Raw genomic sequence first — 22,730 nt, forward strand, 5'->3', positions numbered from 1 at the left:
TAACATATAACTCACATATATGTATCGGCAGGAACCAACATGCAGGCTACTTCAACACCCCCTAACGCTGGGTCCGCCAGCTTCAGTCAGCTTTTCGGCTACCCGTTTCGTATTTTCTTCCTATCCATGACAGTACTGGCACTTCTCGCCATTCCGCTTTGGGTGCTGCAGGTAACAGGCACAATCAATATGCCATTAGCCATGCCGGGGCTGTTCTGGCACCAGCATGAGATGTTGTTTGGCTTTCTGACCGCTGCTATTGCAGGCTTCTTGCTCACGGCTGTCTGTGTTTGGACGCAAACCGAACGCACCCATGGCTTCCGGCTGGTACTGCTTTGGGGCGTGTGGTTAGCTGGGCGGCTACTGCTGGCGTTTGGCGCGGAATTGCCAGATTGGTTGGTGCAAGGCGTCAACCTGGCATTCCTCCCTCTGGTAATGCTGGATGCAGGATGGCGGGTTTGGCATGCGAAACAAAAACGTCAGCTCATGCTGCTGGTGGTTCTCGGCTTGCTGTGGCTCATGCAGATTGGTTTTGTAACTCGCCTGGACATGACATACAGCCACGGAGCACTTATTGCAGCCATGGCTCTGATCAGCATTGTGGGTGGACGCATAACGCCTGCATTCACTACTGGCTGGTTGCGCCAGCGCGGGCTGAATGCTGATGCGGTAAAGAATATCCCGGCGCTGGATATGGCATCCCTGTTTTCCATGATTCTGCTAATGGCCTCACTGGTAACCGGTTGGCAAGCCATCACAGGCATTCTGGCGATTGTTGCCGGCACCCTTGTGTTGGTGCGCCTCGCTAACTGGAAGGGCTGGCTGGCTCGCAAAGAGCCCCTGCTGTGGGTTCTTCACCTCTCCATCCTCTGGATCCCGATTTCCCTATACCTTCTGGCTGGCACCATTTTCGCGGGTTGGCCGTCTAACGCCTGGAGCCATGCTGCAGGTACTGGCGCCATCAGCTGTCTCATTCTGGGCGTTATCGCCCGGGTAACACTTGGCCATACCGGCCGCCCCCTGGTACTGCCCAAAGGTATGGTTACCGCATTCATTGCGATCCAGTTGGCGGCAACGCTTCGCGTACTAACGGCCTTCGACATAGTTCCCTGGCACCCCGGAATTGGCAGCAGTAGCCTGCTTTGGATATTCGCCTTCGGCATGTTCCTGGTGCGTTACACAAAAATACTGGCCAGCCCGAGACCCGATGGCCGCGCTGGCTGACACCCTGGGGATGAGGTTTTCCAAGGGGTTAGAAGAATGAACAGGCTCGCAGGAGCCTGTTTTTTTTGGCGCTACAACCCGCCCCGGAGAACAAACCGAACTTGCAACTGCACCGCTTAAGCGTTAATCATCCACTAATGGTCAATAGCGACTCTCGAAATAACAGCTAAAGTAACAATAAATCATTCTGTAACAGAGACGATGGCACTATGAACCCGGATCATTTTGACAAGGAAGACCTGATTAAGTGTGGTCATGGCAAACTTTTCCCGGGCGCCACGCGGCTGCCCATAGATGAGATGCTAATGGTTGACCGCGTCACCCATGTAGGAACAGACGACGGCATCTACGGGAAAGGTAGCCTGGTGGCTGAACTGGATATCAATCCCGACCTCTGGTTCTTTAAAGTCCACTTCGTAGATGATCCCGTTATGCCTGGCTGCCTGGGCCTTGATGCTCTGTGGCAACTGGTGGGGTTTTATCTGGCCTGGGGCGGCAGTGAAGGCAAGGGCCGTGCGCTGGGCGCTGGAGAGGTGAAGTTCACCGGCCAGGTTCTCCCGACCAACAAAAAGGTAACCTACTACCTCGACCTCAAACGCGTAATCCGGCGTAAGCTTACAATGGCTATTGCCGACGGACGCATGGAAGTGGATGGCAAAGAAATATACACCGCCAAAGACCTGCGGGTTGGCGTGTTCACTTCCACCGACGATTTCTAGGAGCAAACAAGATGCGGCGTGTTGTTATCACCGGCATGGGGATTGTCTCCAGCCTTGGCACCAATCAAAAAGAAGTCACACGCTCCCTGAAGGAGTCCATTCCAGGAATCGCCTTCAGTGAAGAAGCCCGTGACAACGGTTTGCGCAGCCACGTGTGCGGCCAGATCAACCTGGACCTACCAGAACTGATTGACCGCAAGCTTTTGCGTTTCATGTGCCCGGCTGCTGCTTACACCTACCTCGCAGCCTGCGAAGCCATTGAGCAGGCTGGACTGACCAAAGAGCACCTCACGGCTAACACCACCGGCGCCGTATTTGGCACCGGCGGCGCGTCAACGGTTGAGCTTCTCGATGCGATCGACACCCACCGTGCCAAAGGCATTCGTCGCGTTGGTCCTTATCGCGTGCCTCGCACCATGGGCAGCTCAATCAACGCGACCATTGCAACAGCATTTGGCATTACCGGCATCAACTACGGAATTACCTCAGCCTGTGCCACCAGCGCACACGCCATTGGCCATGCCGCTGACCAGATTGCACTGGGGCGCCAGGACGTGATGCTTGCCGGCGGCGGCGAAGATATCCACTGGACCCTGAGCCTGATGTTTGACGCCATGGGCGCACTCTCAACCAAATACAACGATACGCCTGAGAAAGCATCCCGCACCTATGATGCAGACCGTGACGGCTTTGTTATCTCCGGCGGCGGCGGTACCCTGGTGATCGAGGCTCTGGAGCATGCAGAGGCGCGAGGCGCGAACATCATTGCAGAACTGGTTGGTTTTGGCGCCACATCAGACGGCGCCGACATGGTTGCCCCAAGTGGTGAAGGTGCTATTCGCTGTATGCACCAGGCCATGAAAAACCTGGATGGCGAAATCAGCTATATCAACACCCACGGCACCAGTACACCTGCTGGTGATGTAACTGAACTGAAGGCGCTGAAAGCGACCTTTGGTGACAAAATCCCACCGCTAAGCTCCACCAAGCCGCTTTGCGGCCACGCTCTTGGTGCGGCAGGCGTTCACGAAGCCATCTACTGCTTAATCATGCAGCGGGATGGATTTATCGCGCCCTCAGCTAACATCGAGAACCTCGACGAAGGTGCCGAAGGCTATCCAATCGTGCGTAAGCGCCTGGACAACCAAAACCTGGATCTCGTTATGAGCAACAGTTTTGGCTTTGGTGGCACCAACGCAACATTGGTATTTAAAAAGTTCTGATTTCTCGCAATCAAAGTTCAGGACAATCTGATAGAGCGATATTCAGCCGGGGAAGTGCCCATCCAGCGCTTGAATGCCCGGCTGAACGCGCTCAATTCTGAAAACCCAAGCTGCTCAGCAATTTCCACCAGCGGCTTGGTTTTATCCTGCATGTAAGTTAGCGCCTGCTTACGGCGCACATCCTCCAGTATACGGGCAAAAGTCAAACCTTCCCGCTTCAATTTCTTGTGGAGCGTATACCGACTCATGTGCAACTGAGACGCCACTACCTCAACACCCACCTTGCCTCGGGCAAGCTGAATGCTGATCAGCGAACTCACTCTGTTACCCAGTGAAACCCGCGCCACATCTTGGCTCAGGGGGCCTGACACCATCTTTCGATCCTCCAGATTCATAACCGTCCAATCACGTACCACGACTTACAGCGTACACATGTTAGCTGAAAATAATCAATAAGACGTTTGAGCAGGATCAAGGGAAAGCGCATTAGCCTGCGGCAAAATAGCCCACCATTGATTTACCCGGAGCGCACATGAATATCCCGGAATTGCTCGCACCCGCCGGCACCCCTGAACACATGGAAACCGCATTCGCCTATGGCGCTGACGCTGTCTATGCCGGCCAGCCGCGCTACTCTCTGCGGGTGCGCAACAATAGCTTTAAAGACGCAACCGCACTGGGCTCCGGTATCCGGCGCGCCCATGAACTGGGCAGGCAGTTTTATCTGGTATCGAACATAGCGCCCCACAATGACAAGGTGCGCTCTTACCTGCGAGACTTGGAACCGGTGTTGGAGTACAAACCGGATGCGCTGATTATGTCCGACCCCGGCCTGATCATGCTGGTGCGGGAAAAATGGCCAGATCAGCCCATTCACCTATCGGTGCAGGCCAATGCCGTAAACTGGGCCACGGTGGAGTTTTGGCGCCGCCAGGGCGTCAGCCGGGTGATTCTTTCACGGGAACTGGGGCTGGGTGAAATCCGCGACATACGCGAACGGGTTCCGGGTATGGAGCTGGAAGTCTTCGTTCATGGTGCCCTGTGTATGGCCTATTCCGGGCGCTGCCTGCTCTCTGGCTATATGAATCATAGGGACGCCAACCAGGGCGCATGCACCAATGCCTGCCGTTGGAACTACAAGGAAGTTGCCCACACTCAGGACCAAACCGGCGACCTGATTGCCACATCGCCCGTGACGGATGTTCAAAGCTACGAGCCAAAAGAAATTCTTCTGGAAGAGCCCAACCGCCCCGGCAGTTTTATTCCTGCCTATGAAGATGAGCACGGCACCTACATCATGAACTCCCGGGATCTGCGTGCCGTGCAACACGTGGCAGAACTGGCCGCCATGGGCGTGCACTCCCTGAAAATCGAGGGCCGCACCAAAAGCACCTATTATGTTGCCCGAACTACTCAGGTTTACCGCAACGCCATTGATCAGGCGGCACAAGGCAAGCCTTTTGACATGAGCCTGATGAACGAATTGGAGGCACTTTCCAACCGCGGCTACACAGAAGGATTCCTACGCAGGCACATGCCACAGGAATACCAGACCTACGAGCGTGGTTCGTCCTATCTGGGCACGCAACAAGTTGTAGGCACCATCACCGATGATGACGGGCAATGGCTCACCATCGATGTGAAAAACAAATTCTCCCCTGGCGACCAGATGGAACTGATTACACCTTCTGGCAATCTGCAGTTTTCAATACCGGTTATGGAGAACCGCAACGGCATCGCTATGGATTGCGCGCCGGGCAGCGGCCACATTGTTCGCATCCCTCGCCCACCGCACACACCTGAAGCACTGAAACACAGTTACCTCACCCGCATTTTGCCACCCGAAGCCTAACGTTCACGGAGCTATCGACTCCGTATATACGCCTATCAAAACCGCTCCAAACCCGTCAGATTTAGCGTCTGGCGGGTGTATTACGATATACTTGCCATTCCCCCCAATTTAATACCTGACTAATTTAGTATGGTATTGTACAATTACGAACCAGAAGCAACAGATCAGGCCCCGCAACCCGTCACGGTTGCCGGCAAATCAAAGGGCCTCAGAGCCCGCGAGAGAGAATACGGAGCGACGATCATGACGACCGCCAACAAAGAGGTGAACGAACTGATCAAACGGGAATACGAACACGGTTTCGTAACAGATATCGAAGTAGATACCTTCGAGCCCGGTTTGAATGAAGACGTTATCACCCGCCTTTCTGAAATCAAGAAAGAGCCGCAGTTCATGCTGGAGTGGCGCCTCAAGGCCTATCGTCGCTGGCTTGAAATGGAAGAGCCCGATTGGGCTCACTTGGGCTACGAGAGAATCGACTATAACGATATTTCCTACTACTCAGCCCCGAAACGTAAAGAAGACATGCCTCAGAGTCTTGATGAGGTAGATCCCGAACTGCTGAAAACCTATGAGCGGCTGGGCATCCCCCTGCACGAGCATGCAAAGCTCGCGGGTGTAGCCGTTGATGCGGTATTTGATTCTGTTTCAGTAGCCACCACGTTTAAAGAGCCACTGGCAAAAGCAGGCGTTATCTTCTGCTCTATTTCAGAAGCCGTGCGCGATTACCCTGAACTGGTGCAAAAGTACCTCGGTACTGTTGTGCCCCACACAGACAACTTCTTTGCCGGCCTTAACGCAGCAGTCTTCTCGGACGGAACCTTTGTATACGTTCCAAAGGGCGTTCGCTGCCCCATGGAACTGTCCACCTACTTCCGCATCAACGCGGCAAACACCGGGCAGTTCGAGCGCACACTGATTATTGCCGACGAAGGCAGCTACGTGAGCTACCTGGAAGGCTGTACCGCCCCCATGCGCGACGAGAACCAGCTGCACGCAGCGGTGGTTGAGCTGATCGCACTGGATGATGCGGAGATCAAATACTCCACAGTACAAAACTGGTACCCGGGCGATGAGAACGGCAAAGGTGGCATCTACAACTTTGTAACCAAGCGCGCGGCCTGCATCGGCAAGAACTCCAAGGTTTCCTGGACTCAGGTAGAAACCGGCTCAGCCATTACCTGGAAGTACCCCAGCTGTATCCTGCGCGGTGAAGGCAGCGTTGGTGAGTTCTACTCAGTTGCGCTTACCCACAACTACCAGCAGGCCGATACTGGCACCAAGATGATTCATCTGGGCAAGAACACCACCAGCACCATCATCTCCAAGGGTATTTCAGCCGGCAAAAGCTCCAACGTATATCGCGGTCTGGTCAAGTTCGGCCCCCGCGCCGAGGGCGCTCGCAACTTTACCGAGTGTGATTCGCTGCTGATCGGTGACCAGTGCGGCGCACACACCTTCCCGTACATTGAGAGCCTGAACAAGTCCGCCATCGTTGAGCACGAGGCCACCACCTCGAAAGTGAGCGACGAGCAGATGTTCCTTTGCCGCCAGCGCGGGATTGATATGGAGCGGGCCGTGTCCATGATTGTGAACGGTTTCTGCAAGGACGTTTTCAAGGAACTTCCCATGGAGTTTGCGGTTGAAGCCGGCAAGCTTCTTGAAGTTAGCCTTGAAGGTTCTGTTGGTTAAATTACATACACAGATTTTCAGATTAAAGAGAGAAGCCACAAATGCTGAGCATCAAAAACCTGCACGCCTCCGTTGAGGGCAAAGAAATCCTCAAGGGTATCAACCTGGAGATCAAAGCCGGGGAAGTACATGCGATTATGGGCCCGAACGGTTCGGGCAAAAGTACGCTGGCCCAAGTGCTTGCAGGCAACGACGCATTTGAAGTTACCTCTGGCAGCGTCACCATGCACGGTGAAGACCTGCTTGAGAAAGCGACTGAAGAGCGTGCGCGGGATGGCGTGTTCCTGGCGTTTCAGTACCCGGTAGAGATTCCGGGCGTCAGCAACCTGCAGTTCATGCGCACATCCGTGAACGCCATGCGTCACCACAGGGGCGAGTCAGAAATGAACGCTGCTGAATTTATGAAGATGGCCCGGGAAATTTCCAAGCAAGTGGATCTCGACCCTGCTTTTCTCAAGCGCGGTGTAAACGAAGGCTTCTCCGGTGGCGAGAAAAAGCGTAACGAAATCATGCAAGCCCTGATGCTGCAACCAAAGTTGGCCATCCTGGATGAAACCGACTCCGGCCTGGACATCGACGCACTCAAGGTTGTTTCTGACGGCGTTAATGCTCTGCGCGCCGAAGACCGGGCCATTTTGATGGTCACTCACTATCAGCGCCTGCTTGACCATATTGTTCCTGATTTCGTTCACGTTCTGGCCGAAGGCAAGATTGTGAAGTCTGGCGGCCGCGAATTGGCCCTGGAGCTGGAAGAGCGTGGTTACGCATGGCTTGGCATCAAGGACGATGAAACTGCAGCCAGTTCAGCCCTCTCCAACTCAGCCAACTAAGGAGACCGCGGAATGAAACCAGCACCAAGTCTTCTTTCCAGCGCGTTTCTGCAGCCGGCTGGCCAGGCACTACCCGCACCATTGCTTGCCCTGCGTAAACAGCGTGGCGCCGCCTTGGTAGACATGCCCATGCCAACGCGGAAAACCGAGAACTGGAAATACTCCAGCAAGTATCTGAAGCTGACCGACGAGATGGCTGTCTCACTGCCCACGGCGGGCAAAACCGGCAGCGCTCTTGCTGTACCCGGCTACAAGGTGGCTTTTATCAATGGCGTAATGGTGCCAGAAGCCAGCGAGTACCCGGATCTGAACGATATCCTTATCCAGCGCTTCAGTGATCTTTCAGACGCCGAAGCCAGCGAACTGGCTGAACGCCTGGACAGCACCCTCGATGCCAAAGCCGTGCAGTTTGCAGGATTAAACACTGCACGCTTTGAAGACGGCCTCGTCATTCGCCTGAAACCAGGTGCGGTGCTTGACCAGCCACTGTTCATCATCCATGAAGTGACCGCCGACGCCAGTGGATCTGCCTTCCCACGCATCTTTGTGGAAGCCGGCCGTAACAGCCAGGTCACGCTGGTTGAAGAGTTTATCTCCAGCGGTCAGGAAGCGGTATTTGTGAACTCTGTAACCGAGTTCACCCTTGCAGAAGGCGCAAACGTTACCAACATCCGGCTGAGTATGGGCGGTGAGAACGTACAACACATTGGTGCCACTGGCGTAACCCAACAGCGTAGCTCTCGCTTCGAGAGCCACTGCGTAGGCTTTGGCGGCCCCCTGCGGCGCCATGATCTTCGAGTGCGACTGGAAGGCAAAGGCGCAGAGTGCAAGCTCAACGGCGTTGTTGTAACCCAGGACACACAGCATTACGACAACCACACGACCATTGAGCACGTAGCGCCCAATTGCGACAGCGAAGAAACCTATCGCAACATTGCGGCGGATAAATCCCACGCCGTGTTCAACGGCAGGATTCATATTCACCCGGACGCCCAGAAGTCCAATGCGAATATGAGCAACAAGAACCTGCTGCTCTCCACTGGCGCCGAGATCGACACCAAGCCCGAGCTTGAGATCTACGCGGATGACGTAAAATGCGCCCACGGGGCCACAATCGGTCAGCTGGATAAAGAATCGCTGTTTTATCTGGTATCGCGGGGCATTGGCCTTCGTGAAGCCAATGTTCTGCTGACTATGGCGTTCATCAACGAATTGGTTGCTCAGATTCCAGTGGATGCCGTGAAAGATACGGTGCAAATCCGTCTCAACCAGTTTTTTGATCAAGCATTCCAGGAGGTCTGACCGGTATGAATGACCTGTCCATGGCAAGCACAGCAACCCAAAAGGCGTTTGATGTACAAGCCATACGCCGGGACTTTCCCATCCTGTCCCAACAGGTAAATGGAAAGCCGCTGGTATACCTGGATAACGGTGCGTCGGCACAGAAGCCGCTCGCCGTTCTGGATGCCATGGACCGTTATTACCGGGAAATGCACTCCAACGTACACCGGGGTGCCCACACCCTTGGCGACCGTGCAACCGCCGCATTTGAAGGCGCGCGGGAAACCGTTCGCAGTTTTTTGAATGCAGGCAGCACCCGGGAAATCATCTGGACAAAGGGTACAACCGAGGCCATCAACCTGGTGGCGAATGGTCTGGCCCCCAAACTCAAAGCCGGCGACGAAATTCTGGTGAGCCACATGGAGCACCACGCCAACATTGTGCCCTGGCAGATGATTGCCGAACGCACTGGCGCAAAAGTGGTGCCGATTCAGGTTACGCCCGCGGGCGAACTGGATCTTGAGTCCTTTGATCGCTTGCTGAACGAGCGCACCCGAGTATTGGCCATCACCCACGTCTCCAATGTTCTGGGTACAGTCAATCCGGTAAAAGAATTAGTCGGCAAGGCGAAGGCTCGTGGTGTGATCACCCTGCTAGACGGCGCCCAGGCAGTTCCCCACTTCCAACCGGATGTGCAAGAACTGGATTGTGACTTTTACGTGTTTTCATCCCACAAGCTGTTCGGCCCAACCGGCATTGGTGTGCTTTTTGGTAAAGCCACGCTGCTGGAAGACATGCCCCCTTATCAGGGCGGCGGCGAGATGATTGAGCGGGTATCGTTCGAGCGCACCACCTGGAACGTTCTACCCTACAAATTTGAAGCAGGTACGCCGGCAATCGCTGAGGCCGTGGGTCTGGGTGCGGCAATTGACTACCTTAACCGGCTCGACCGGCCAGCAATGGAAGCGGCGGAGAATGCCTTGATGGCCCGCGCCAATCAATTGGTTGAGACCGTTCCGGGCATGAGCATTATTGGCACCGCCAAGCAAAAAGTTCCCGTGATGTCCTTTAAAATCGACGGCTTGCACCCCAGTGATATAGGTACCTTACTGGATCAGCAAGGCATCGCTATTCGCACTGGCCATCACTGTGCCATGCCGCTGATGGATTTCTACGGAGTTCCCGGTACAGCCCGGGCCTCCTTTGCGTTCTACAATACACTGGATGAGGTGGAGCAACTGTTTGCCGCCTTACAAAAAGTCCAGCGCCTGTTTGCCTGATGGAGGAGACACCATGACAGCTGAAGTCTTCACGCCGACCGTAGGCGTCACCATGACGCCAAGTGCCGTCAAACACGTGCGCAAGCAACTCGACAAAGCATCGAATGCAAAAGGTATACGGCTGGCAATCAAAAAAAGCGGATGCTCCGGCTTCAAGTACGAAACCCAGTGGGTGGACGAAGCCTCATCCGACGACAGAATATTCCACATTGACGGGGTTGATGTGTTTGTGAAAGAGGAACACCTTGCCATGGTGAATGGCATCGAGATCGACTTCGTTACCGAAGGCGTAAACTCCATGTTCCAGTTCCGCAATCCAAACGCCACCGCCGAATGCGGGTGTGGCGAGAGCTTTACCGTAAGCTGATTACGCCCCCTCTCCGCGCCAAACGAGGTTCAACCAGGCATGCAAGAACGTGAAGTCGTCCTGACCAAACGCGAGGTGGAAGCCCGCCTTGTTCCTGTTGGAACAGAAATCATGATTCCGGCAGACACCTTTGTCACGATCACCCAGTCACTAGGTGGCACCTTTACCGTTGCAGTTAACGGCAACCTTGCCCGCATTGAAGGTCACAACGCTGACGCCTTGGGCAAAAAGCCCTTGGAAAGCAGCTTCGAAACGCCGGAAGACGGTACTATCAACGAAAATCAAGTGTGGGAGGCCATGCGCAACTGCTACGACCCGGAAATTCCGGTCAACGTGGTGGACCTAGGCCTGATTTACGAGTGTCGGATTGAAAACGGTACGCCCGACGGCAACCATGTTTTCATTCTTATGACTCTCACGGCCGCCGGTTGCGGTATGGGGCCAGTAATCACCGACGATTTGAAAACAAAAGTTGAGCATGTTCCCAACGTAGACAAGGTAACCGTAGAGCTAACCTTTGATCCGCCCTGGAACAACGACATGCTGACTGACGAAGCCAAACTCGAACTGGGAATGTTGTAAATGCCAGCGACAGAACAGGATTTTCTGGACAACCCACTCGGGAAAAACCCGACACTGGAAGACGTACTCGACGGTTTTGAGTTTCTGGACGACTGGGAAGAGCGCTACGCATTTATTATTGATCTGGGCAAACAGCTACCGGACTTTCCGGACGACGCCCGGATTGAGGAAAACTACGTCCACGGCTGCCAGAGCCAAGTCTGGGTAATTTCCCACTTCCACGAAGCCAGTGGCAAGCTCTATCTCCTGATAGATTCAGACGCAATGATCGTACGTGGCCTCGCCTCTATGATTCTGATTGCACTGAACGGGAAAACCCCAAGAGACCTGCTGGCTACCGATATAGACGAGCTGTTTGAACAACTGGATCTGTTCCGCCATATCTCCCCTACTCGCGGCAACGGCCTGCGCTCCATGATCGGGAAGATCCGCGATATTGCCGCGGCACAAGTGGCTGAGTGACCTACGCACCGGCTTAGGTGTGAGTTACCAGATTATGGCAATATCGTCTCGCTGAATGTTTACCTGCCCACCTATGCTGGGCATTTTGCCATTACTGAAGTCCGGATGAACATTATTCAGGGTGACCGTCATCTGGCTGTCACTCAATTCCGGCGTCCCTCCCAAAGAATCAAAATACCGGGCACTGCGATACAGATGCAGCTCATCGCCAGGGCGTAAACCTGCGGTTGCTCCTGAGGCCAGCGTTACCAACTGCCCATCTACCCGTGTAATCCGGGTCATAAACGGCTGACATGCCAAGGCTTCGGTTACGGCCTGAGTCATATCGCTCAGAACACCAGCCACTGCCTTCCCATACTGGGATTTACGAAATCCTTCGGAGCCAAATCCGGTAGAGCTACCCACGTCGGCAGTCCAGACTGCGGCCGTTTCAAAGCGTTGCTGATAGACAGGCGAGCCACTGAAGCCATCGAGAACAACAAGATCCACCGCGAAACGCCGACGCATATCCGCGACACCAATACCTCTCTGAAATTTGTCCAGAACCGATGTGCCCCAAGCTGTAGGGTCTGCAACGCCAAGATCCCGTATAACACCTGTCACCACAAACTGGGCGCCCATTTCACGGGCCACCTGGATCACATTGGTAAGGCGGTTGCTCCCCTGCTGCAGTGTTGGCGCATTCAGCAAATCAGGGAACAAACGAGAGGTAGAGGCAGACAACACCTGCAGGTTCCCAGCTTCCCGCAAGCCTTGCTGCAAAAACTGCGGCAGAACTTCACCAGCGTCATCAATACGCCCCACACGGGCCTGTTCAGGGTGTAGAAGCGGGAACCCGGCCACTGCCACCCGTTTTTTCAAACGCCCGGCATCTCCGCCACCACAGCTGGCTTGCCCGGCAGAAATTTCTCCCCGCACGGTCACACGCATGAGGTTGCCGATGCGATGCTCATCAATCACTTTTACATTCCGCGCTCTCGCGTTGGACGCCAAGCGAATACTGGATTCGGTAAGAACACCGTTTTCCATGGTGTCTCTGGTACTCACCTGCGCCTCATACTGAAGGGCGAGATCACGCATGGCGGCATTGCGGGCTTCCGCGCGTGCTGTCGCGAGATCCTCATTATGGATACTGGCATGGCCCACACCTTCCAGAACAACAGCCTGAGCGTTGGCAACCAGCATCAGTGGTAGTACGACACACCACAGTGACAACCGAACAAACTGCCTCATAAACCCACGCATCGCTTCATACCCGCTTTTCCAATTTTCTCACGCTTCAGGAGCCATAGAGCCGACACAGCACAACCCGGTGGGTGCCAGCGGTATCAGTCGAGATAGTACAGAGAGTCCACATTTTTGCTCTGAACATCACCCACACTGTCGTTGTAACTGGGCATAGGTATAGGGCAAAGATCCTGTACCTGATCGGCATCTACTTTAGATACACAAGCCCGGAAACGTGGTTCCAGCTTTAGCTCCATTACGGTCTCAACAACTCCATCGCTGTGTTCGTTAACAGCAACCATCTTTGCACCGCGGATATAGCTGTCCACGTATGTGCGGAAACTGTCGTTTCGAAGAACAAAGTCGTTCACGGTAGAGCTGCCATACACAACCGTGCCATACACCCGCTCTGCAAGGTTTCTGTATGCATCCACCTGGGATGCACGGCGCGCCATCAAACGTTTGCGGGTATTCAGGCGGTCCTTACTTGCGTCCTCATAGGTACCAAAACCACTGACTCGCACTGTAATAGGCTCAAATTTTGGTTCAGATTGTGTTTTGCTTTTATCGCTGTCCCGGTGTCCACCAACAGGCGCACAGGCCGCCAGCATGACAGCCATAAGAGGAACAATTATCCAGCGGATGGCCATTTTTTCGTCTCCAGAATTCGTTTCAACTTGCCGTTTCCAATAACCATGAAAAAATCACGCCACCTTTCCTAACACGCTGATAAAATTAAATTTCTTTCTCGGAGCTACAAAACAGCCCGCTAAACCGGCAAATAACTGCCTCCGTTTACATATCAAAAACAAACCGTTACCGGTTATGCCGTGTTCCCGTACGCATATTGCTCTAACCTTTCAGTATTCTCATTGTTCGTAAACACATACTTATCCCAAAGGTACCGAAATGCATCAATATCGTCTGTCCAGACTGTTCATTGCCGTGGGCTTGTCCGTTGCAACCTCCTCAGCGCTCGCCAGTCCGCAGTCGTTTATGTCTTCACGTTCCTTTGCCATGGGTGGCGCTGGCGTAGCTATTGCTCACCCAGCCTCGGCCACCTCTGCAAACCCGGCAATGATGGCTGCAGACCAGCATGACTGGGCTGATGATTTTGGCCTCACTCTGCCCTCTGTTAACGCGCGGGCTGCGGATGAAGAAGAAACCATCGATCAGGTTGATGATATTCAGGATTCAATTGATCAGCTTGATAATGCTATCAACTCTGCAAACCCAGCCGACGTGCAACGGCATGCGGGGCAGTTGCGTGAACAACTTGCCGCCTTCGATAAAGACACCGTTCGCGCCAACCTCGGTTTGGGCCTTGCTGTTGCCGTTCCCGGAAAGAAGATTGCAGTCGGTGTTTTCAGCAATGGCAACTTGACCGCTACAGTCAGGGGTGAGTACGACGAAAGGGACGACAAAATACTGGAGGATATTGAAGACGGCACGGTGGTCATTCCTCCCGGCCAAACCGTCAACCTCAATTCCCGCGGCAAGGTCCTCGCTTCAGCGGTGGTGGAGGCGGGTCTGAGCTTTGCTCACGCTTTGAAGCTAAATAACGGCGAAACTCTCCAGCTGGGTTTTTCCCCCAAATACGTAAAACTGCAAACCTTCCAGTACACGGAAACCGTTTCCGGTTTTGATGACAACGATTTCGACAGTGATGACTCCCAAACGGATAAGAGCGGCTTTAACCTGGATATCGGTGCTGCGTATGCGTTTGGAGATGAGAAGCAGTGGAACGCAGGAATTCTGGTAAAAAACCTGATTCCCATGAAGCTCGATTCTGCAGCAAGCCGGAGAGATCTTGGCGAGGAAGTGCGAACGCTAAAAGTTGGCCCGATGGCAACCGTCGGCATCGCCCACAAGAGCAACTACCACATTGTTACCGCAGAGTTGGACCTCACCAAAAAAGAAGCCTTCGGCTTTGAAGATGACACCCAGTGGCTTGCCTTGGGCGCAGAGTTTGACGCGTTCCGTTACGCCCAGCTTCGCGCCGGTGTTCGCTACAACCTTGCCAGTAACGATGACAACGACGGTATTGCCGAAGAAACCCAGTTCACGGCCGGCTTGGGAGTTAACCTGTTAGGCGTTCGTCTTGATCTTGGCGCGCTGTTCAGCGATGCGGATATGGGCGCATCTCTGGAGCTGGGCACAGCATTCTGATTATTTTGTAAACACCTCTTCCGGAGTCAGGCAAGCCCATCAGAATATACGGGTTTGCCTGACCCGCCCGGGAAACGGATAATTCCCGAACATTTCTCGGAAAGGAACCGAACTCTCCATGCAAACCTATCTGGTTGGCGGCGCTGTTCGCGATGAACTACTGGGCCTGAACGTTAAAGATCGGGACTGGGTAGTTGTCGGTGCAACCCCGGAACAAATGCTTGCCCTTGGCTTTACCCAGGTAGGATCAGACTTCCCCGTATTCCTGCACCCGAAAACCCATGAGGAATACGCCCTCGCCCGCACAGAACGCAAGCAAGGGCATGGCTATCATGGCTTCTCAGTCTACAGCGCCCCGGATGTCACGCTGGAAGAAGACCTGCTGCGCAGGGATCTCACCATCAACGCCATGGCGCGCTCCGAACAGGGCGATCTGAGCGACCCCTTTGATGGACGCAAAGATCTTGAGGCAAGAGAGCTGCGCCACGTTTCACTGGCCTTCAAAGAAGACCCCCTGAGAATTTTGCGAACCGCGCGGTTTGCGGCGCGTTTTCAGCCTCTGGGTTTTCGTGTTAGTGCAGAAACCATGGAACTCATGCGTTCTATGGTTGCCGAGGGCGAAGTGGGACATCTGGTGCCTGAGCGGGTATGGCAGGAGATTCAGCGGGCCCTGCACGAAAATGCCCCCGGGACGTTTTTTCAGGTGTTGAGAGACTGCGGCGCACTCGACGTGTTGATTCCAGAACTTTCACCGGAGGCGCACTTCAGCGCAGCCATTAACGCCCTGCAAAGGATTCACGCCAGAAATGGCTCAACAGCAGAGCGCTTTGCTTCGCTGTTTTGCACACTTGATGAACCTGGTGGCACAGCAAGAGCCAAGGCACTGAAAGCACCCAACGACTGCCAACAGCTTGCCCGGCTGACCATGATCTTTATTCCCACACTGCAACAGCTCAAACCGCTACAGCCAGATACCCGTGTTGGTGCCGGCAGTCCTTCGAACACCCTGCTAGCGCTATTGGAGAAGGCCGATTTATGGCGGCGACCAGAACGGTTTGAGGGATTGATCAATGTGCTTGAATGCACTCTTGGCACCACGAATCGGTTACAACTGGAAGCACTGAATAATGCAGCAAAGGCTGCATCAGGCATTGACCCGAAAATGCTGATGGACCAAGGCTTTTCAGGCAAAGAGCTGGGCGATGCAATCCGGCGCGAACGTTTGGCACGTATAAGTCAGGCACTATGCAGCTCACTATCCTGAGGAACCACCATGCCTGAACATGCGCCTGTCGCCCTGATTACCGGTTCGGCCCACCGCCTTGGCGCTCGCACTGCGCAAATGCTGCATGAGCGGGGCTGGAACATCGTCATCCATTATCGTAGCCGCGAAGATCAGGCCCTCAGCCTTGTTGAATCAATGAATCAGCAGCGGCCAAACTCTGCCGTGGCACTGCAAGCGGACTTGAGCAACACCTCCGACACCAGGCACCTGGGTACCGAAGCCACGGCTCAGTGGGGGCGGCTGGATGCACTGATTAACAACGCATCGGTGTTTTACCCAAACCCGACGCCTGAAGCCACGGAAGACGATTGGGACAGCATCATGCACACCAATCTGAGGGCGCCATTCTTTTTGCTGCAGGCGTGCCTTCCGGCTTTGCAGGCTAGCTCAGGCAGTGTCGTAAATCTCATTGATATCTACAGTGAAAAGCCGCTGGCAGACCACCCACTCTATTGCGCCAGCAAAGCAGGGCTCGCGGCGCTCACCCGCGCCTGGGCCAAAGATCTGGCTCCAGAGGTGCGGGTGAATGGCGTGTCTCCCGGTGCCATTCTCTGGCCCGAGGGCGACGCGGCCGTTGATGCGGACTACCAAAGTATAATACTGGCAAAAACGCCCCTCAACCAAACCGGTACACCGGACGATATCGCCCGCACCATCGTGTTTCTGCTAGCCGAGGCGCCATTTATCACCGGCCAAATCATTTCCGTCGACGGCGGCCGCAGCCTTAACATGTAGGCCGAGGTTTGGGCCTACGCTTTTGCCCGCTCGTCCTTTCCGGCTACAATGCGCGCAACTTTATACTCTGTGTGAGCAAGGCTTGTTACAGCGCCCTGCCGAAGCACACTCACCTGACTGGAGATTTCCTATGCGTGATGTCGTCATCGTTGCCGCTCGGCGTACAGCTATTGGAGCATTTGGCGGAGGCCTTTCCAGCCTTCGTGCGGATCAGCTCGGCACCGCTGTTATCAAAGCACTTCTGGAAGAAACCGGTGTTGCCGGCAACCAGATCGATGAAGTCGTTCTGGGGCAGGTCCTGACCGCAGGCTCCGGCCAGAACCCGGCACGCCAGTCGGCCATCAACGCTGGGCTGCCCGCTTCTGTACCCGCTATAACCATCAACAAGGTGTGCGGCTCCGGCCTCAAAGCCGTTCATATGGCCGTTCAGTCAATTCGCTGTGGCGATGCTGAAATGATTATTGCGGGCGGTCAGGAAAACATGAGCCAGTCGCCCCACGTGCTGCCCAACAGCCGCAATGGCCAGCGCATGGGTAACTGGACCATGATCGACACCATGGTCACAGACGGCCTCTGGGATGCCTTCAACGACTACCACATGGGCATCACTGCAGAGAATATAGTTGAGAAATACGGCATCAGCCGCGAAGAGCAGGACGAGTTCGCAGCAGCCTCTCAACAAAAAGCGGTTGCCGCCAGAGAAGCCGGTCGCTTTGATGGCGAAATCGTGCCGGTTTCTATTCCCCAGCGTAAAGGCGACCCGGTTGTAGTGAGCAAAGATGAAGGGCCCCGCGACGGCGTAACCGGCGAGGGCCTGGGCAAGCTTCGCCCGGCGTTCAAAAAGGACGGCACGGTGACCGCAGGCAACGCTTCATCCCTGAACGATGGCGCGGCAGCTGTTCTGGTGTGTAGCGCCGACAAGGCAAAAGAGCTGGGCCTGACACCTCTGGCAACCATCAAAGCCCACGCCAATGCCGGCGTAGACCCCACTATTATGGGCACCGGCCCAATTCCTGCCAGCCAACGCTGCCTGAAACTGGCGGGCTGGAGCGTTGACGATCTCGACCTGGTTGAAGCCAACGAAGCCTTTGCGGCCCAAGCTATCTCCGTAAACCGCGATATGGGCTGGGATACCAACAAGGTAAACGTCAACGGCGGCGCCATTGCTCTGGGCCACCCCATTGGCGCTTCGGGCTGCCGCATACTGGTTTCACTTTTGCACGAAATGGTACGCCGTGATGCCCACAAAGGCCTGGCGACTCTGTGCATCGGCGGCGGCATGGGCGTTGCCCTTGCAGTCGAGCGCTAAAGCCGAATGCTGAATGTGGTGCTGTACGAGCCGGAGATACCGCCCAATACGGGCAATATCATCCGCCTGTGCGCCAACACCGGCTGCAACCTGCATCTGATTGAGCCTCTAGGATTCACTCTGGAGGACAAGCAGATGCGGCGTGCGGGCCTGGACTATAACGAATACGCCACAGTAAAAGTGCACAAGAACTATCAGGCGTTCCTCGACAGCGAGCAGCCCAGGCGCTTGTTTGGCCTTACCACAAAAGGCCACCGTTATTATCACGAGGTGGCCTATCAGGAAGGTGACTACCTGATGTTCGGCCCGGAAACCCGCGGCCTGCCAGAGGATGTACGCGAGGGTTTATCTTCAGAGCACTGCCTGAAGGTGCCTATGTGCCCAAATAGCCGAAGTTTGAACCTTTCCAATACGGCCGCTTTGGTGGTCTACGAAGCCTGGAGGCAGCTAGGGTTCGAGGGCTCACCACACAGCACGTCATAAGCAAAAAAACCCGGCAGTTGCCGGGTTTTTTTAATCAGGATAGAGCAAAACGCTTAGTGAGTTTTCTGCTCGGCACCGGCTTCACCGGCTGCCTCTTCCTGCTTGCGCTGCAATGCCTGAGCATAGATAGCGTCGAAGTTAACAGGCGCCAGCATCAACGCCGGGAAGCTGCCCTTGTTAACAACACCATCAATTGCTTCACGGGCATAGGGGAACAGAATGGTGGGGCAATAGGCTCCCAGCATCTGGCCAAGCTGCGGCCCGTCAATACCAGAAACCAGGAACACACCCGCCTGCTGAATCTCGACAATGTAAGCAACTTTGTCGTCAATTTTCGCCGTAACGGTCAGCGATAGAACAACTTCGTACTGGTTGTCACTCACTTTTGTGTGAGCGGTATTCAGATCGAGGTTTACATGCGGCTTCCACTGCTCCTGAAATACCACCGGTGAATTCGGGGACTCAAAAGACAGATCCTTCACGTAGATACGCTGAAGCGCAAACTGCGCTTGATTCTGGTTTTCGTTGCCTGCGGCGGCTTGCGGATTCTCAGCCATGTTAAGTCCTTTTGCTTTAGTAGGGAGTCGTAGAGAGGGCTCAGGGCCCGTTGTTATAGTTACATCTGCCGTGACAGTCTACTGCCTGGCGGCGATCTGTTATGTGAAACAGTGCGGCAGATCGGCGCTCAGATCAAGTTATGCTGACGCTGCTACTTCTTTACCAGCGGCAAATTGCTGGCCTTCCAGTCGCTGACTCCGCCATTGAGTCGCACCACATTCGTGAACCCTTCTGCGTTCAGCTGCTTGACGGCCATGGCGGAATGCTGGCCCATCTTGTCCGCCACAATAATCTGCTTGCTCTTGTGCTTGTTCAACTCGGCAGCTCGGCCTTTAAGGCTGCTCAGCGGAATATTGATTGAACCGGTAATGCGGCCCTCGCCGAACTCTTTGCGGTCACGGATATCCACCACTATGGCTTCGTCCCGGTTGATCAGACTAACAGCGCCCTGGGCAGAAATCTTGGCACCACCGCGCCGGGACTCCAACACAAGAATAGCGATCAGAAAGGCTACAAACAGCGAAGCGAGAATGTAGTGGTTAACGACGAATTCAAACAACCGATCCATGAGGTTACCCTGAAAATAAGTTTGGGCGGATTATACACAGCCTGCACGCCGGACAGAAGGCGACCATACAGGTGACGACTGTGGCCTCAAAGTGTAAAAATGGATAAGCTTCACGCCTACTTCTGTAAATTTACTGCAACTCTACCTCCGGACTGAATGATGACAGCATTGCGCAAGCCGACAGCACTGATAATTCTAGACGGCTGGGGCCACCGTAACCCCGCTGAAGACAACGCCATCAGCAACGCCAATACGCCTTTTTGGGACAAGCTCTGGGCATCCAGACCTAAAACCCTCATCAACACCTCCGGTATGTTTGTAGGCCTGCCCCAGGGCCAGATGGGCAATTCCGAAGTCGGCCACATGAATCTTGGCGCGGGTCGCGTGGTTTATCAGAGTCTGACACGCATCGACAAGGATATTGAGGAAGGAACCTTTAACGAAAACAAGGTTCTTTGCGCAGCAATCGACAAAGCCATCAGCAATGGCGGCGCCGTTCATCTTATGGGACTGCTCTCTCCCGGCGGCGTTCACTGCCATGAAGACCACGTGCTCGCCGCCGCCGAGCTCGCAGCCGCTCGAGGTGCGAAAGAAGTATATATTCACGCATTCCTCGATGGCCGCGACATGCCACCCCGCAGTGCTCGCCCATCCCTGGAGAAGGCTGCGGCAAGGCTAAAAAGCCTGGGCGTAGGCCGGGTGGCCTCCATTGTAGGCCGCTATTTCGCTATGGACAGAGACAACCGCTGGGACAGGGTGGAAGCTGCCTACAACCTGATGACGCTAGGCGAGTCTGATTTCATAGCTACCGACCCCGTTTCAGGTCTGGAGCAGGCATACGAGCGCGGCGAGAATGACGAATTCGTCAAACCAACCCTGATTCAAAGCGCCGGAGAGCGTGCCGCCACAATCAATGATGGCGATGCGGTTCTGTTTATGAACTTCCGGGCTGACCGGGCGCGTGAGATCACACGCACATTTGTAGACGAAGGCTTTGAAGGGTTTGAACGCAAGAAACACCCGAGGCTCGCAGACTTTGTAATGCTCACCGAGTACGCGGCAGATATCAAAACCTCCTGCGCTTACCCGCCGGAGCAACTGGTCAACGGTTTGGGCGAGTATCTGGCGGGGCTCGGTAAAACACAGCTTCGCATTTCCGAAACCGAGAAATATGCCCACGTCACTTTCTTCTTTAACGGTGGGCAGGAAACACCTTTTGCGGGCGAAGACAGAATTCTGGTGCCATCCCCGAAAGTGGCAACCTACGATCTACAGCCTGAGATGAGCGCACCAGAAGTTACAGACAAGCTGGTAGAAGCCATCAAGAGTGGAAAATATGATCTGGTGGTATGCAACTACGCAAACGGTGACATGGTGGGCCATACCGGCAAACTGGATGCAGCCGTAAAAGCCGTAGAGTGCCTGGATCATTGCTTACAGCGAATAGTCGAGGCGCTGGAAGAAGTAGATGGTCAGGCACTGATAACAGCCGACCACGGCAACTGCGAACAGATGACTGACCCTGAATCTGGTCAGGTTCATACAGCACACACCATTGGGCCCGTACCTCTTGTCTACACAGGTAGCCGCGAGGTAAGCCTGAGTGATGACGGCAGCCTGAGCGATGTAGCCCCCACCCTGCTCGCATTGATGGGGCTGGAACTGCCAAAGGAAATGACCGGGCACAGCCTGGTTAAAATCGGTTGATCCGGAAACAGGCTACAGCATTGCGACTGACGGCGGCACTGACGCTGGCACTCACGTTTCTGGTGGGTGCTGCTGCGCCATTAGCGTTTGGGAAAGAGGTAACGCCAGCTCAGATCGAAGCCCTCAAAAAACGCATTGAGGGAATCGACAAATGGCTGGCGGACGCTGAAAAGGACCGCTCCGCCCTGGAGCGGCAGCTGGCTGCGGCTGAACGCACCATCAGCCGGCTGACTCACGAGCGCAGATCTCTGCGGGAACAGGTAAAAGAGCAGCAACAGCAGCTGGCTACGTTGCAAAGTGAAGAACGGCAACTGGCGCGCACTCTGGAGCGCCAGAGAGAAAGCCTGAAGAAGCAGATACGCACCGCATGGATGGAAGGCGACGCTCCCGCCGTGAAAGTGCTACTCAACGAAATCGATCCGGACAACATTGCCCGGACCATGACCTATTACGAATACCTCAGCCGGGACACAGTGCGGCGCCTGGAAACCTTCCATAAGAACCTGGAGGAACTCAAGGTCACGCAAGCCGCCGTGCAAAGCACCCGCGCCGAACTTGCGAGCGCAGAGGAAGGGGTCATTAAACGCCAGCAAGCGCTAAAAGCCTCTCGCCTGGAGCGCCAAAAGACGCTCGCTGCGCTTGACCAGGACATCCGCAGCCACCGCAGCGAAAAGGATGAGCTGGAATCCGATCGCAAGCGGCTGGAAAAACTGCTTTCCGAAGTTCAGCAAGCCATCGCCAGCATTCCATCTCCCAATGAATCCGCGCCTTTCCAGTCGCTACGCAAAAAGCTGCCATGGCCTGCACAAGGCAAGGTAGTCAGTCGTTTTGGCGAAAAATACGCAGATGGCAAACTAAGCAGGAACGGGTTGATCATTCAGACCGGGGAAGAAGCCGAAATCAAAGCCATTCATTATGGTCGGGTTGTATTTGCTAACTGGCTCCGAGGCTTTGGTCTGATAACAATTATTGATCATGGAGATGGCTACATGACACTCTATGGCCACAGCAGTAGCCTGTTCACCAGCCCTGGAGACTGGGTTGCAGCAGGGGAAGCCATTGCACAAGCGGGCCGCACAGGCGGAACCGAAGCGCCGGCACTCTATTTTGAAGTTCGACATAATGGCAAACCGGATAACCCGGGGCGCTGGCTGACTAACTGAGCATCCGCAGCGGG

The 22,730-nt window shown here is 54.8% G+C and carries 23 protein-coding genes; 18 read left to right on the forward strand and 5 right to left on the reverse strand.

What is annotated here, in order from left to right; all coding sequences use genetic code 11:
- Nucleotides 1–39: 39 nt before the first annotated feature.
- From Q0824_RS07880 to fabB, 3 genes are all read left to right on the forward strand, one after another.
- The gene (locus tag Q0824_RS07880) at nucleotides 40–1,224 is read left to right on the forward strand and encodes an NnrS family protein (protein ID WP_298449090.1); all 1,185 of its coding nucleotides are present in this window, start codon (nucleotides 40–42) and stop codon (nucleotides 1,222–1,224) included.
- A gap of 209 nt (nucleotides 1,225–1,433) precedes the next feature.
- The gene (fabA, locus tag Q0824_RS07885; RefSeq protein WP_298449092.1) at nucleotides 1,434–1,943 is read left to right on the forward strand and encodes a bifunctional 3-hydroxydecanoyl-ACP dehydratase/trans-2-decenoyl-ACP isomerase; all 510 of its coding nucleotides are present in this window, start codon (nucleotides 1,434–1,436) and stop codon (nucleotides 1,941–1,943) included.
- An 11-nt stretch (nucleotides 1,944–1,954) separates the two neighbouring features.
- On the forward strand, nucleotides 1,955–3,166 hold the full coding sequence (gene fabB, locus Q0824_RS07890; protein ID WP_298449094.1) for a beta-ketoacyl-ACP synthase I: 1,212 nt from the start codon (nucleotides 1,955–1,957) through the stop codon (nucleotides 3,164–3,166).
- Between the two features lie 17 nt (nucleotides 3,167–3,183).
- On the opposite strand, the gene Q0824_RS07895 is transcribed toward fabB, so the two are convergent.
- The gene (locus tag Q0824_RS07895; protein ID WP_298449570.1) at nucleotides 3,184–3,540 is read right to left on the reverse strand and encodes a helix-turn-helix transcriptional regulator; all 357 of its coding nucleotides are present in this window, start codon (nucleotides 3,538–3,540) and stop codon (nucleotides 3,184–3,186) included.
- Between the two features lie 158 nt (nucleotides 3,541–3,698).
- Between Q0824_RS07895 and yegQ the strand changes: the two genes are divergently transcribed.
- The 8 genes from yegQ (at nucleotide 3,699) to Q0824_RS07935 (ending at nucleotide 11,512) form a co-directional block, all read left to right on the forward strand.
- A complete protein-coding gene (gene yegQ / locus Q0824_RS07900) occupies nucleotides 3,699–5,018 on the forward strand; it encodes a tRNA 5-hydroxyuridine modification protein YegQ (RefSeq protein WP_298449096.1) in 1,320 nt (439 codons plus the stop codon).
- 243 nt (nucleotides 5,019–5,261) lie between these two features.
- Nucleotides 5,262–6,710 (forward strand): Fe-S cluster assembly protein SufB, encoded by a 1,449-nt coding sequence (sufB, locus tag Q0824_RS07905; RefSeq protein WP_298449098.1) that lies wholly within the window; start codon nucleotides 5,262–5,264, stop codon nucleotides 6,708–6,710.
- Nucleotides 6,711–6,751: 41 nt separating this feature from the next.
- On the forward strand, nucleotides 6,752–7,540 hold the full coding sequence (gene sufC, locus Q0824_RS07910; RefSeq protein ID WP_298449099.1) for a Fe-S cluster assembly ATPase SufC: 789 nt from the start codon (nucleotides 6,752–6,754) through the stop codon (nucleotides 7,538–7,540).
- 12 nt (nucleotides 7,541–7,552) lie between these two features.
- Nucleotides 7,553–8,842 (forward strand): Fe-S cluster assembly protein SufD, encoded by a 1,290-nt coding sequence (gene sufD, locus Q0824_RS07915; RefSeq protein WP_298449101.1) that lies wholly within the window; start codon nucleotides 7,553–7,555, stop codon nucleotides 8,840–8,842.
- A gap of 5 nt (nucleotides 8,843–8,847) precedes the next feature.
- Nucleotides 8,848–10,101, forward strand: coding sequence for a cysteine desulfurase (locus Q0824_RS07920; protein ID WP_298449102.1), 1,254 nt, complete (start codon nucleotides 8,848–8,850; stop codon nucleotides 10,099–10,101).
- Between the two features lie 13 nt (nucleotides 10,102–10,114).
- Nucleotides 10,115–10,468 (forward strand): iron-sulfur cluster assembly accessory protein, encoded by a 354-nt coding sequence (locus tag Q0824_RS07925; protein WP_298449104.1) that lies wholly within the window; start codon nucleotides 10,115–10,117, stop codon nucleotides 10,466–10,468.
- Between the two features lie 39 nt (nucleotides 10,469–10,507).
- Nucleotides 10,508–11,050 carry a putative Fe-S cluster assembly protein SufT gene (sufT, locus tag Q0824_RS07930; RefSeq protein WP_298449105.1) on the forward strand — a complete coding sequence of 181 codons (543 nt, stop codon included), beginning with the start codon at nucleotides 10,508–10,510 and terminating at the stop codon, nucleotides 11,048–11,050.
- On the forward strand, nucleotides 11,051–11,512 hold the full coding sequence (locus tag Q0824_RS07935; protein ID WP_298449107.1) for a SufE family protein: 462 nt from the start codon (nucleotides 11,051–11,053) through the stop codon (nucleotides 11,510–11,512).
- Nucleotides 11,513–11,536: 24 nt separating this feature from the next.
- On the opposite strand, the gene Q0824_RS07940 is transcribed toward Q0824_RS07935, so the two are convergent.
- Nucleotides 11,537–12,745 carry a flagellar assembly protein T N-terminal domain-containing protein gene (locus Q0824_RS07940; protein ID WP_298449109.1) on the reverse strand — a complete coding sequence of 403 codons (1,209 nt, stop codon included), beginning with the start codon at nucleotides 12,743–12,745 and terminating at the stop codon, nucleotides 11,537–11,539.
- Nucleotides 12,746–12,840: 95 nt separating this feature from the next.
- On the reverse strand, nucleotides 12,841–13,389 hold the full coding sequence (locus tag Q0824_RS07945; RefSeq protein WP_298449111.1) for an LPP20 family lipoprotein: 549 nt from the start codon (nucleotides 13,387–13,389) through the stop codon (nucleotides 12,841–12,843).
- Between the two features lie 259 nt (nucleotides 13,390–13,648).
- On the opposite strand from Q0824_RS07945, the gene traF reads away from it, so the two are divergent.
- The 5 genes from traF to trmL all read left to right on the forward strand — a co-directional run bounded on the left by traF (nucleotide 13,649) and on the right by trmL (nucleotide 18,720).
- Complete coding sequence (gene traF / locus Q0824_RS07950; RefSeq protein ID WP_298449113.1) at nucleotides 13,649–14,908, forward strand: conjugal transfer protein TraF; 1,260 nt, start codon at nucleotides 13,649–13,651, stop codon at nucleotides 14,906–14,908.
- Nucleotides 14,909–15,026: 118 nt separating this feature from the next.
- Nucleotides 15,027–16,172, forward strand: a complete 1,146-nt coding sequence (locus Q0824_RS07955; protein ID WP_298449115.1) for a multifunctional CCA tRNA nucleotidyl transferase/2'3'-cyclic phosphodiesterase/2'nucleotidase/phosphatase — start codon at nucleotides 15,027–15,029, stop codon at nucleotides 16,170–16,172.
- Between the two features lie 9 nt (nucleotides 16,173–16,181).
- Nucleotides 16,182–16,928 (forward strand): pteridine reductase, encoded by a 747-nt coding sequence (locus Q0824_RS07960; RefSeq protein ID WP_298449117.1) that lies wholly within the window; start codon nucleotides 16,182–16,184, stop codon nucleotides 16,926–16,928.
- Nucleotides 16,929–17,058: 130 nt separating this feature from the next.
- Complete coding sequence (locus Q0824_RS07965) at nucleotides 17,059–18,237, forward strand: acetyl-CoA C-acetyltransferase (RefSeq protein ID WP_298449119.1); 1,179 nt, start codon at nucleotides 17,059–17,061, stop codon at nucleotides 18,235–18,237.
- A 6-nt stretch (nucleotides 18,238–18,243) separates the two neighbouring features.
- Nucleotides 18,244–18,720, forward strand: a complete 477-nt coding sequence (gene trmL / locus Q0824_RS07970; protein WP_298449121.1) for a tRNA (uridine(34)/cytosine(34)/5-carboxymethylaminomethyluridine(34)-2'-O)-methyltransferase TrmL — start codon at nucleotides 18,244–18,246, stop codon at nucleotides 18,718–18,720.
- A gap of 53 nt (nucleotides 18,721–18,773) precedes the next feature.
- On the opposite strand, the gene secB is transcribed toward trmL, so the two are convergent.
- Both secB and Q0824_RS07980 read right to left on the reverse strand, forming a co-directional pair.
- Complete coding sequence (gene secB, locus Q0824_RS07975; RefSeq protein WP_200202903.1) at nucleotides 18,774–19,277, reverse strand: protein-export chaperone SecB; 504 nt, start codon at nucleotides 19,275–19,277, stop codon at nucleotides 18,774–18,776.
- A gap of 152 nt (nucleotides 19,278–19,429) precedes the next feature.
- Complete coding sequence (locus Q0824_RS07980) at nucleotides 19,430–19,846, reverse strand: rhodanese-like domain-containing protein (RefSeq protein ID WP_298449127.1); 417 nt, start codon at nucleotides 19,844–19,846, stop codon at nucleotides 19,430–19,432.
- Between the two features lie 159 nt (nucleotides 19,847–20,005).
- Between Q0824_RS07980 and gpmM the strand changes: the two genes are divergently transcribed.
- Complete coding sequence (gene gpmM, locus Q0824_RS07985; RefSeq protein WP_298449129.1) at nucleotides 20,006–21,553, forward strand: 2,3-bisphosphoglycerate-independent phosphoglycerate mutase; 1,548 nt, start codon at nucleotides 20,006–20,008, stop codon at nucleotides 21,551–21,553.
- A 20-nt stretch (nucleotides 21,554–21,573) separates the two neighbouring features.
- A complete protein-coding gene (locus Q0824_RS07990; protein ID WP_298449572.1) occupies nucleotides 21,574–22,716 on the forward strand; it encodes a peptidoglycan DD-metalloendopeptidase family protein in 1,143 nt (380 codons plus the stop codon).
- Nucleotides 22,717–22,730: the final 14 nt, after the last annotated feature.

The sequence above is a fragment of the uncultured Marinobacter sp. genome, from assembly GCF_947488835.1.
Lineage (GTDB): Bacteria > Pseudomonadota > Gammaproteobacteria > Pseudomonadales > Oleiphilaceae > Marinobacter.

What these genes read in the sequence shown, in the direction of transcription:
- Q0824_RS07880 (WP_298449090.1), top strand. Translation starts at nt 40, where the DNA reads ATGCAGGCTACTTCAACACCCCCTAACGCTGGGTCCGCCAGCTTCAGT.
- fabA (WP_298449092.1), top strand. Translation starts at nt 1,434, where the DNA reads ATGAACCCGGATCATTTTGACAAGGAAGACCTGATTAAGTGTGGTCAT.
- fabB (WP_298449094.1), top strand. Translation starts at nt 1,955, where the DNA reads ATGCGGCGTGTTGTTATCACCGGCATGGGGATTGTCTCCAGCCTTGGC.
- Q0824_RS07895 (WP_298449570.1), bottom strand. Translation starts at nt 3,540, where the DNA reads ATGGTGTCAGGCCCCCTGAGCCAAGATGTGGCGCGGGTTTCACTGGGT.
- yegQ (WP_298449096.1), top strand. Translation starts at nt 3,699, where the DNA reads ATGAATATCCCGGAATTGCTCGCACCCGCCGGCACCCCTGAACACATG.
- sufB (WP_298449098.1), top strand. Translation starts at nt 5,262, where the DNA reads ATGACGACCGCCAACAAAGAGGTGAACGAACTGATCAAACGGGAATAC.
- sufC (WP_298449099.1), top strand. Translation starts at nt 6,752, where the DNA reads ATGCTGAGCATCAAAAACCTGCACGCCTCCGTTGAGGGCAAAGAAATC.
- sufD (WP_298449101.1), top strand. Translation starts at nt 7,553, where the DNA reads ATGAAACCAGCACCAAGTCTTCTTTCCAGCGCGTTTCTGCAGCCGGCT.
- Q0824_RS07920 (WP_298449102.1), top strand. Translation starts at nt 8,848, where the DNA reads ATGAATGACCTGTCCATGGCAAGCACAGCAACCCAAAAGGCGTTTGAT.
- Q0824_RS07925 (WP_298449104.1), top strand. Translation starts at nt 10,115, where the DNA reads ATGACAGCTGAAGTCTTCACGCCGACCGTAGGCGTCACCATGACGCCA.
- sufT (WP_298449105.1), top strand. Translation starts at nt 10,508, where the DNA reads ATGCAAGAACGTGAAGTCGTCCTGACCAAACGCGAGGTGGAAGCCCGC.
- Q0824_RS07935 (WP_298449107.1), top strand. Translation starts at nt 11,051, where the DNA reads ATGCCAGCGACAGAACAGGATTTTCTGGACAACCCACTCGGGAAAAAC.
- Q0824_RS07940 (WP_298449109.1), bottom strand. Translation starts at nt 12,745, where the DNA reads ATGAGGCAGTTTGTTCGGTTGTCACTGTGGTGTGTCGTACTACCACTG.
- Q0824_RS07945 (WP_298449111.1), bottom strand. Translation starts at nt 13,389, where the DNA reads ATGGCCATCCGCTGGATAATTGTTCCTCTTATGGCTGTCATGCTGGCG.
- traF (WP_298449113.1), top strand. Translation starts at nt 13,649, where the DNA reads ATGCATCAATATCGTCTGTCCAGACTGTTCATTGCCGTGGGCTTGTCC.
- Q0824_RS07955 (WP_298449115.1), top strand. Translation starts at nt 15,027, where the DNA reads ATGCAAACCTATCTGGTTGGCGGCGCTGTTCGCGATGAACTACTGGGC.
- Q0824_RS07960 (WP_298449117.1), top strand. Translation starts at nt 16,182, where the DNA reads ATGCCTGAACATGCGCCTGTCGCCCTGATTACCGGTTCGGCCCACCGC.
- Q0824_RS07965 (WP_298449119.1), top strand. Translation starts at nt 17,059, where the DNA reads ATGCGTGATGTCGTCATCGTTGCCGCTCGGCGTACAGCTATTGGAGCA.
- trmL (WP_298449121.1), top strand. Translation starts at nt 18,244, where the DNA reads ATGCTGAATGTGGTGCTGTACGAGCCGGAGATACCGCCCAATACGGGC.
- secB (WP_200202903.1), bottom strand. Translation starts at nt 19,277, where the DNA reads ATGGCTGAGAATCCGCAAGCCGCCGCAGGCAACGAAAACCAGAATCAA.
- Q0824_RS07980 (WP_298449127.1), bottom strand. Translation starts at nt 19,846, where the DNA reads ATGGATCGGTTGTTTGAATTCGTCGTTAACCACTACATTCTCGCTTCG.
- gpmM (WP_298449129.1), top strand. Translation starts at nt 20,006, where the DNA reads ATGACAGCATTGCGCAAGCCGACAGCACTGATAATTCTAGACGGCTGG.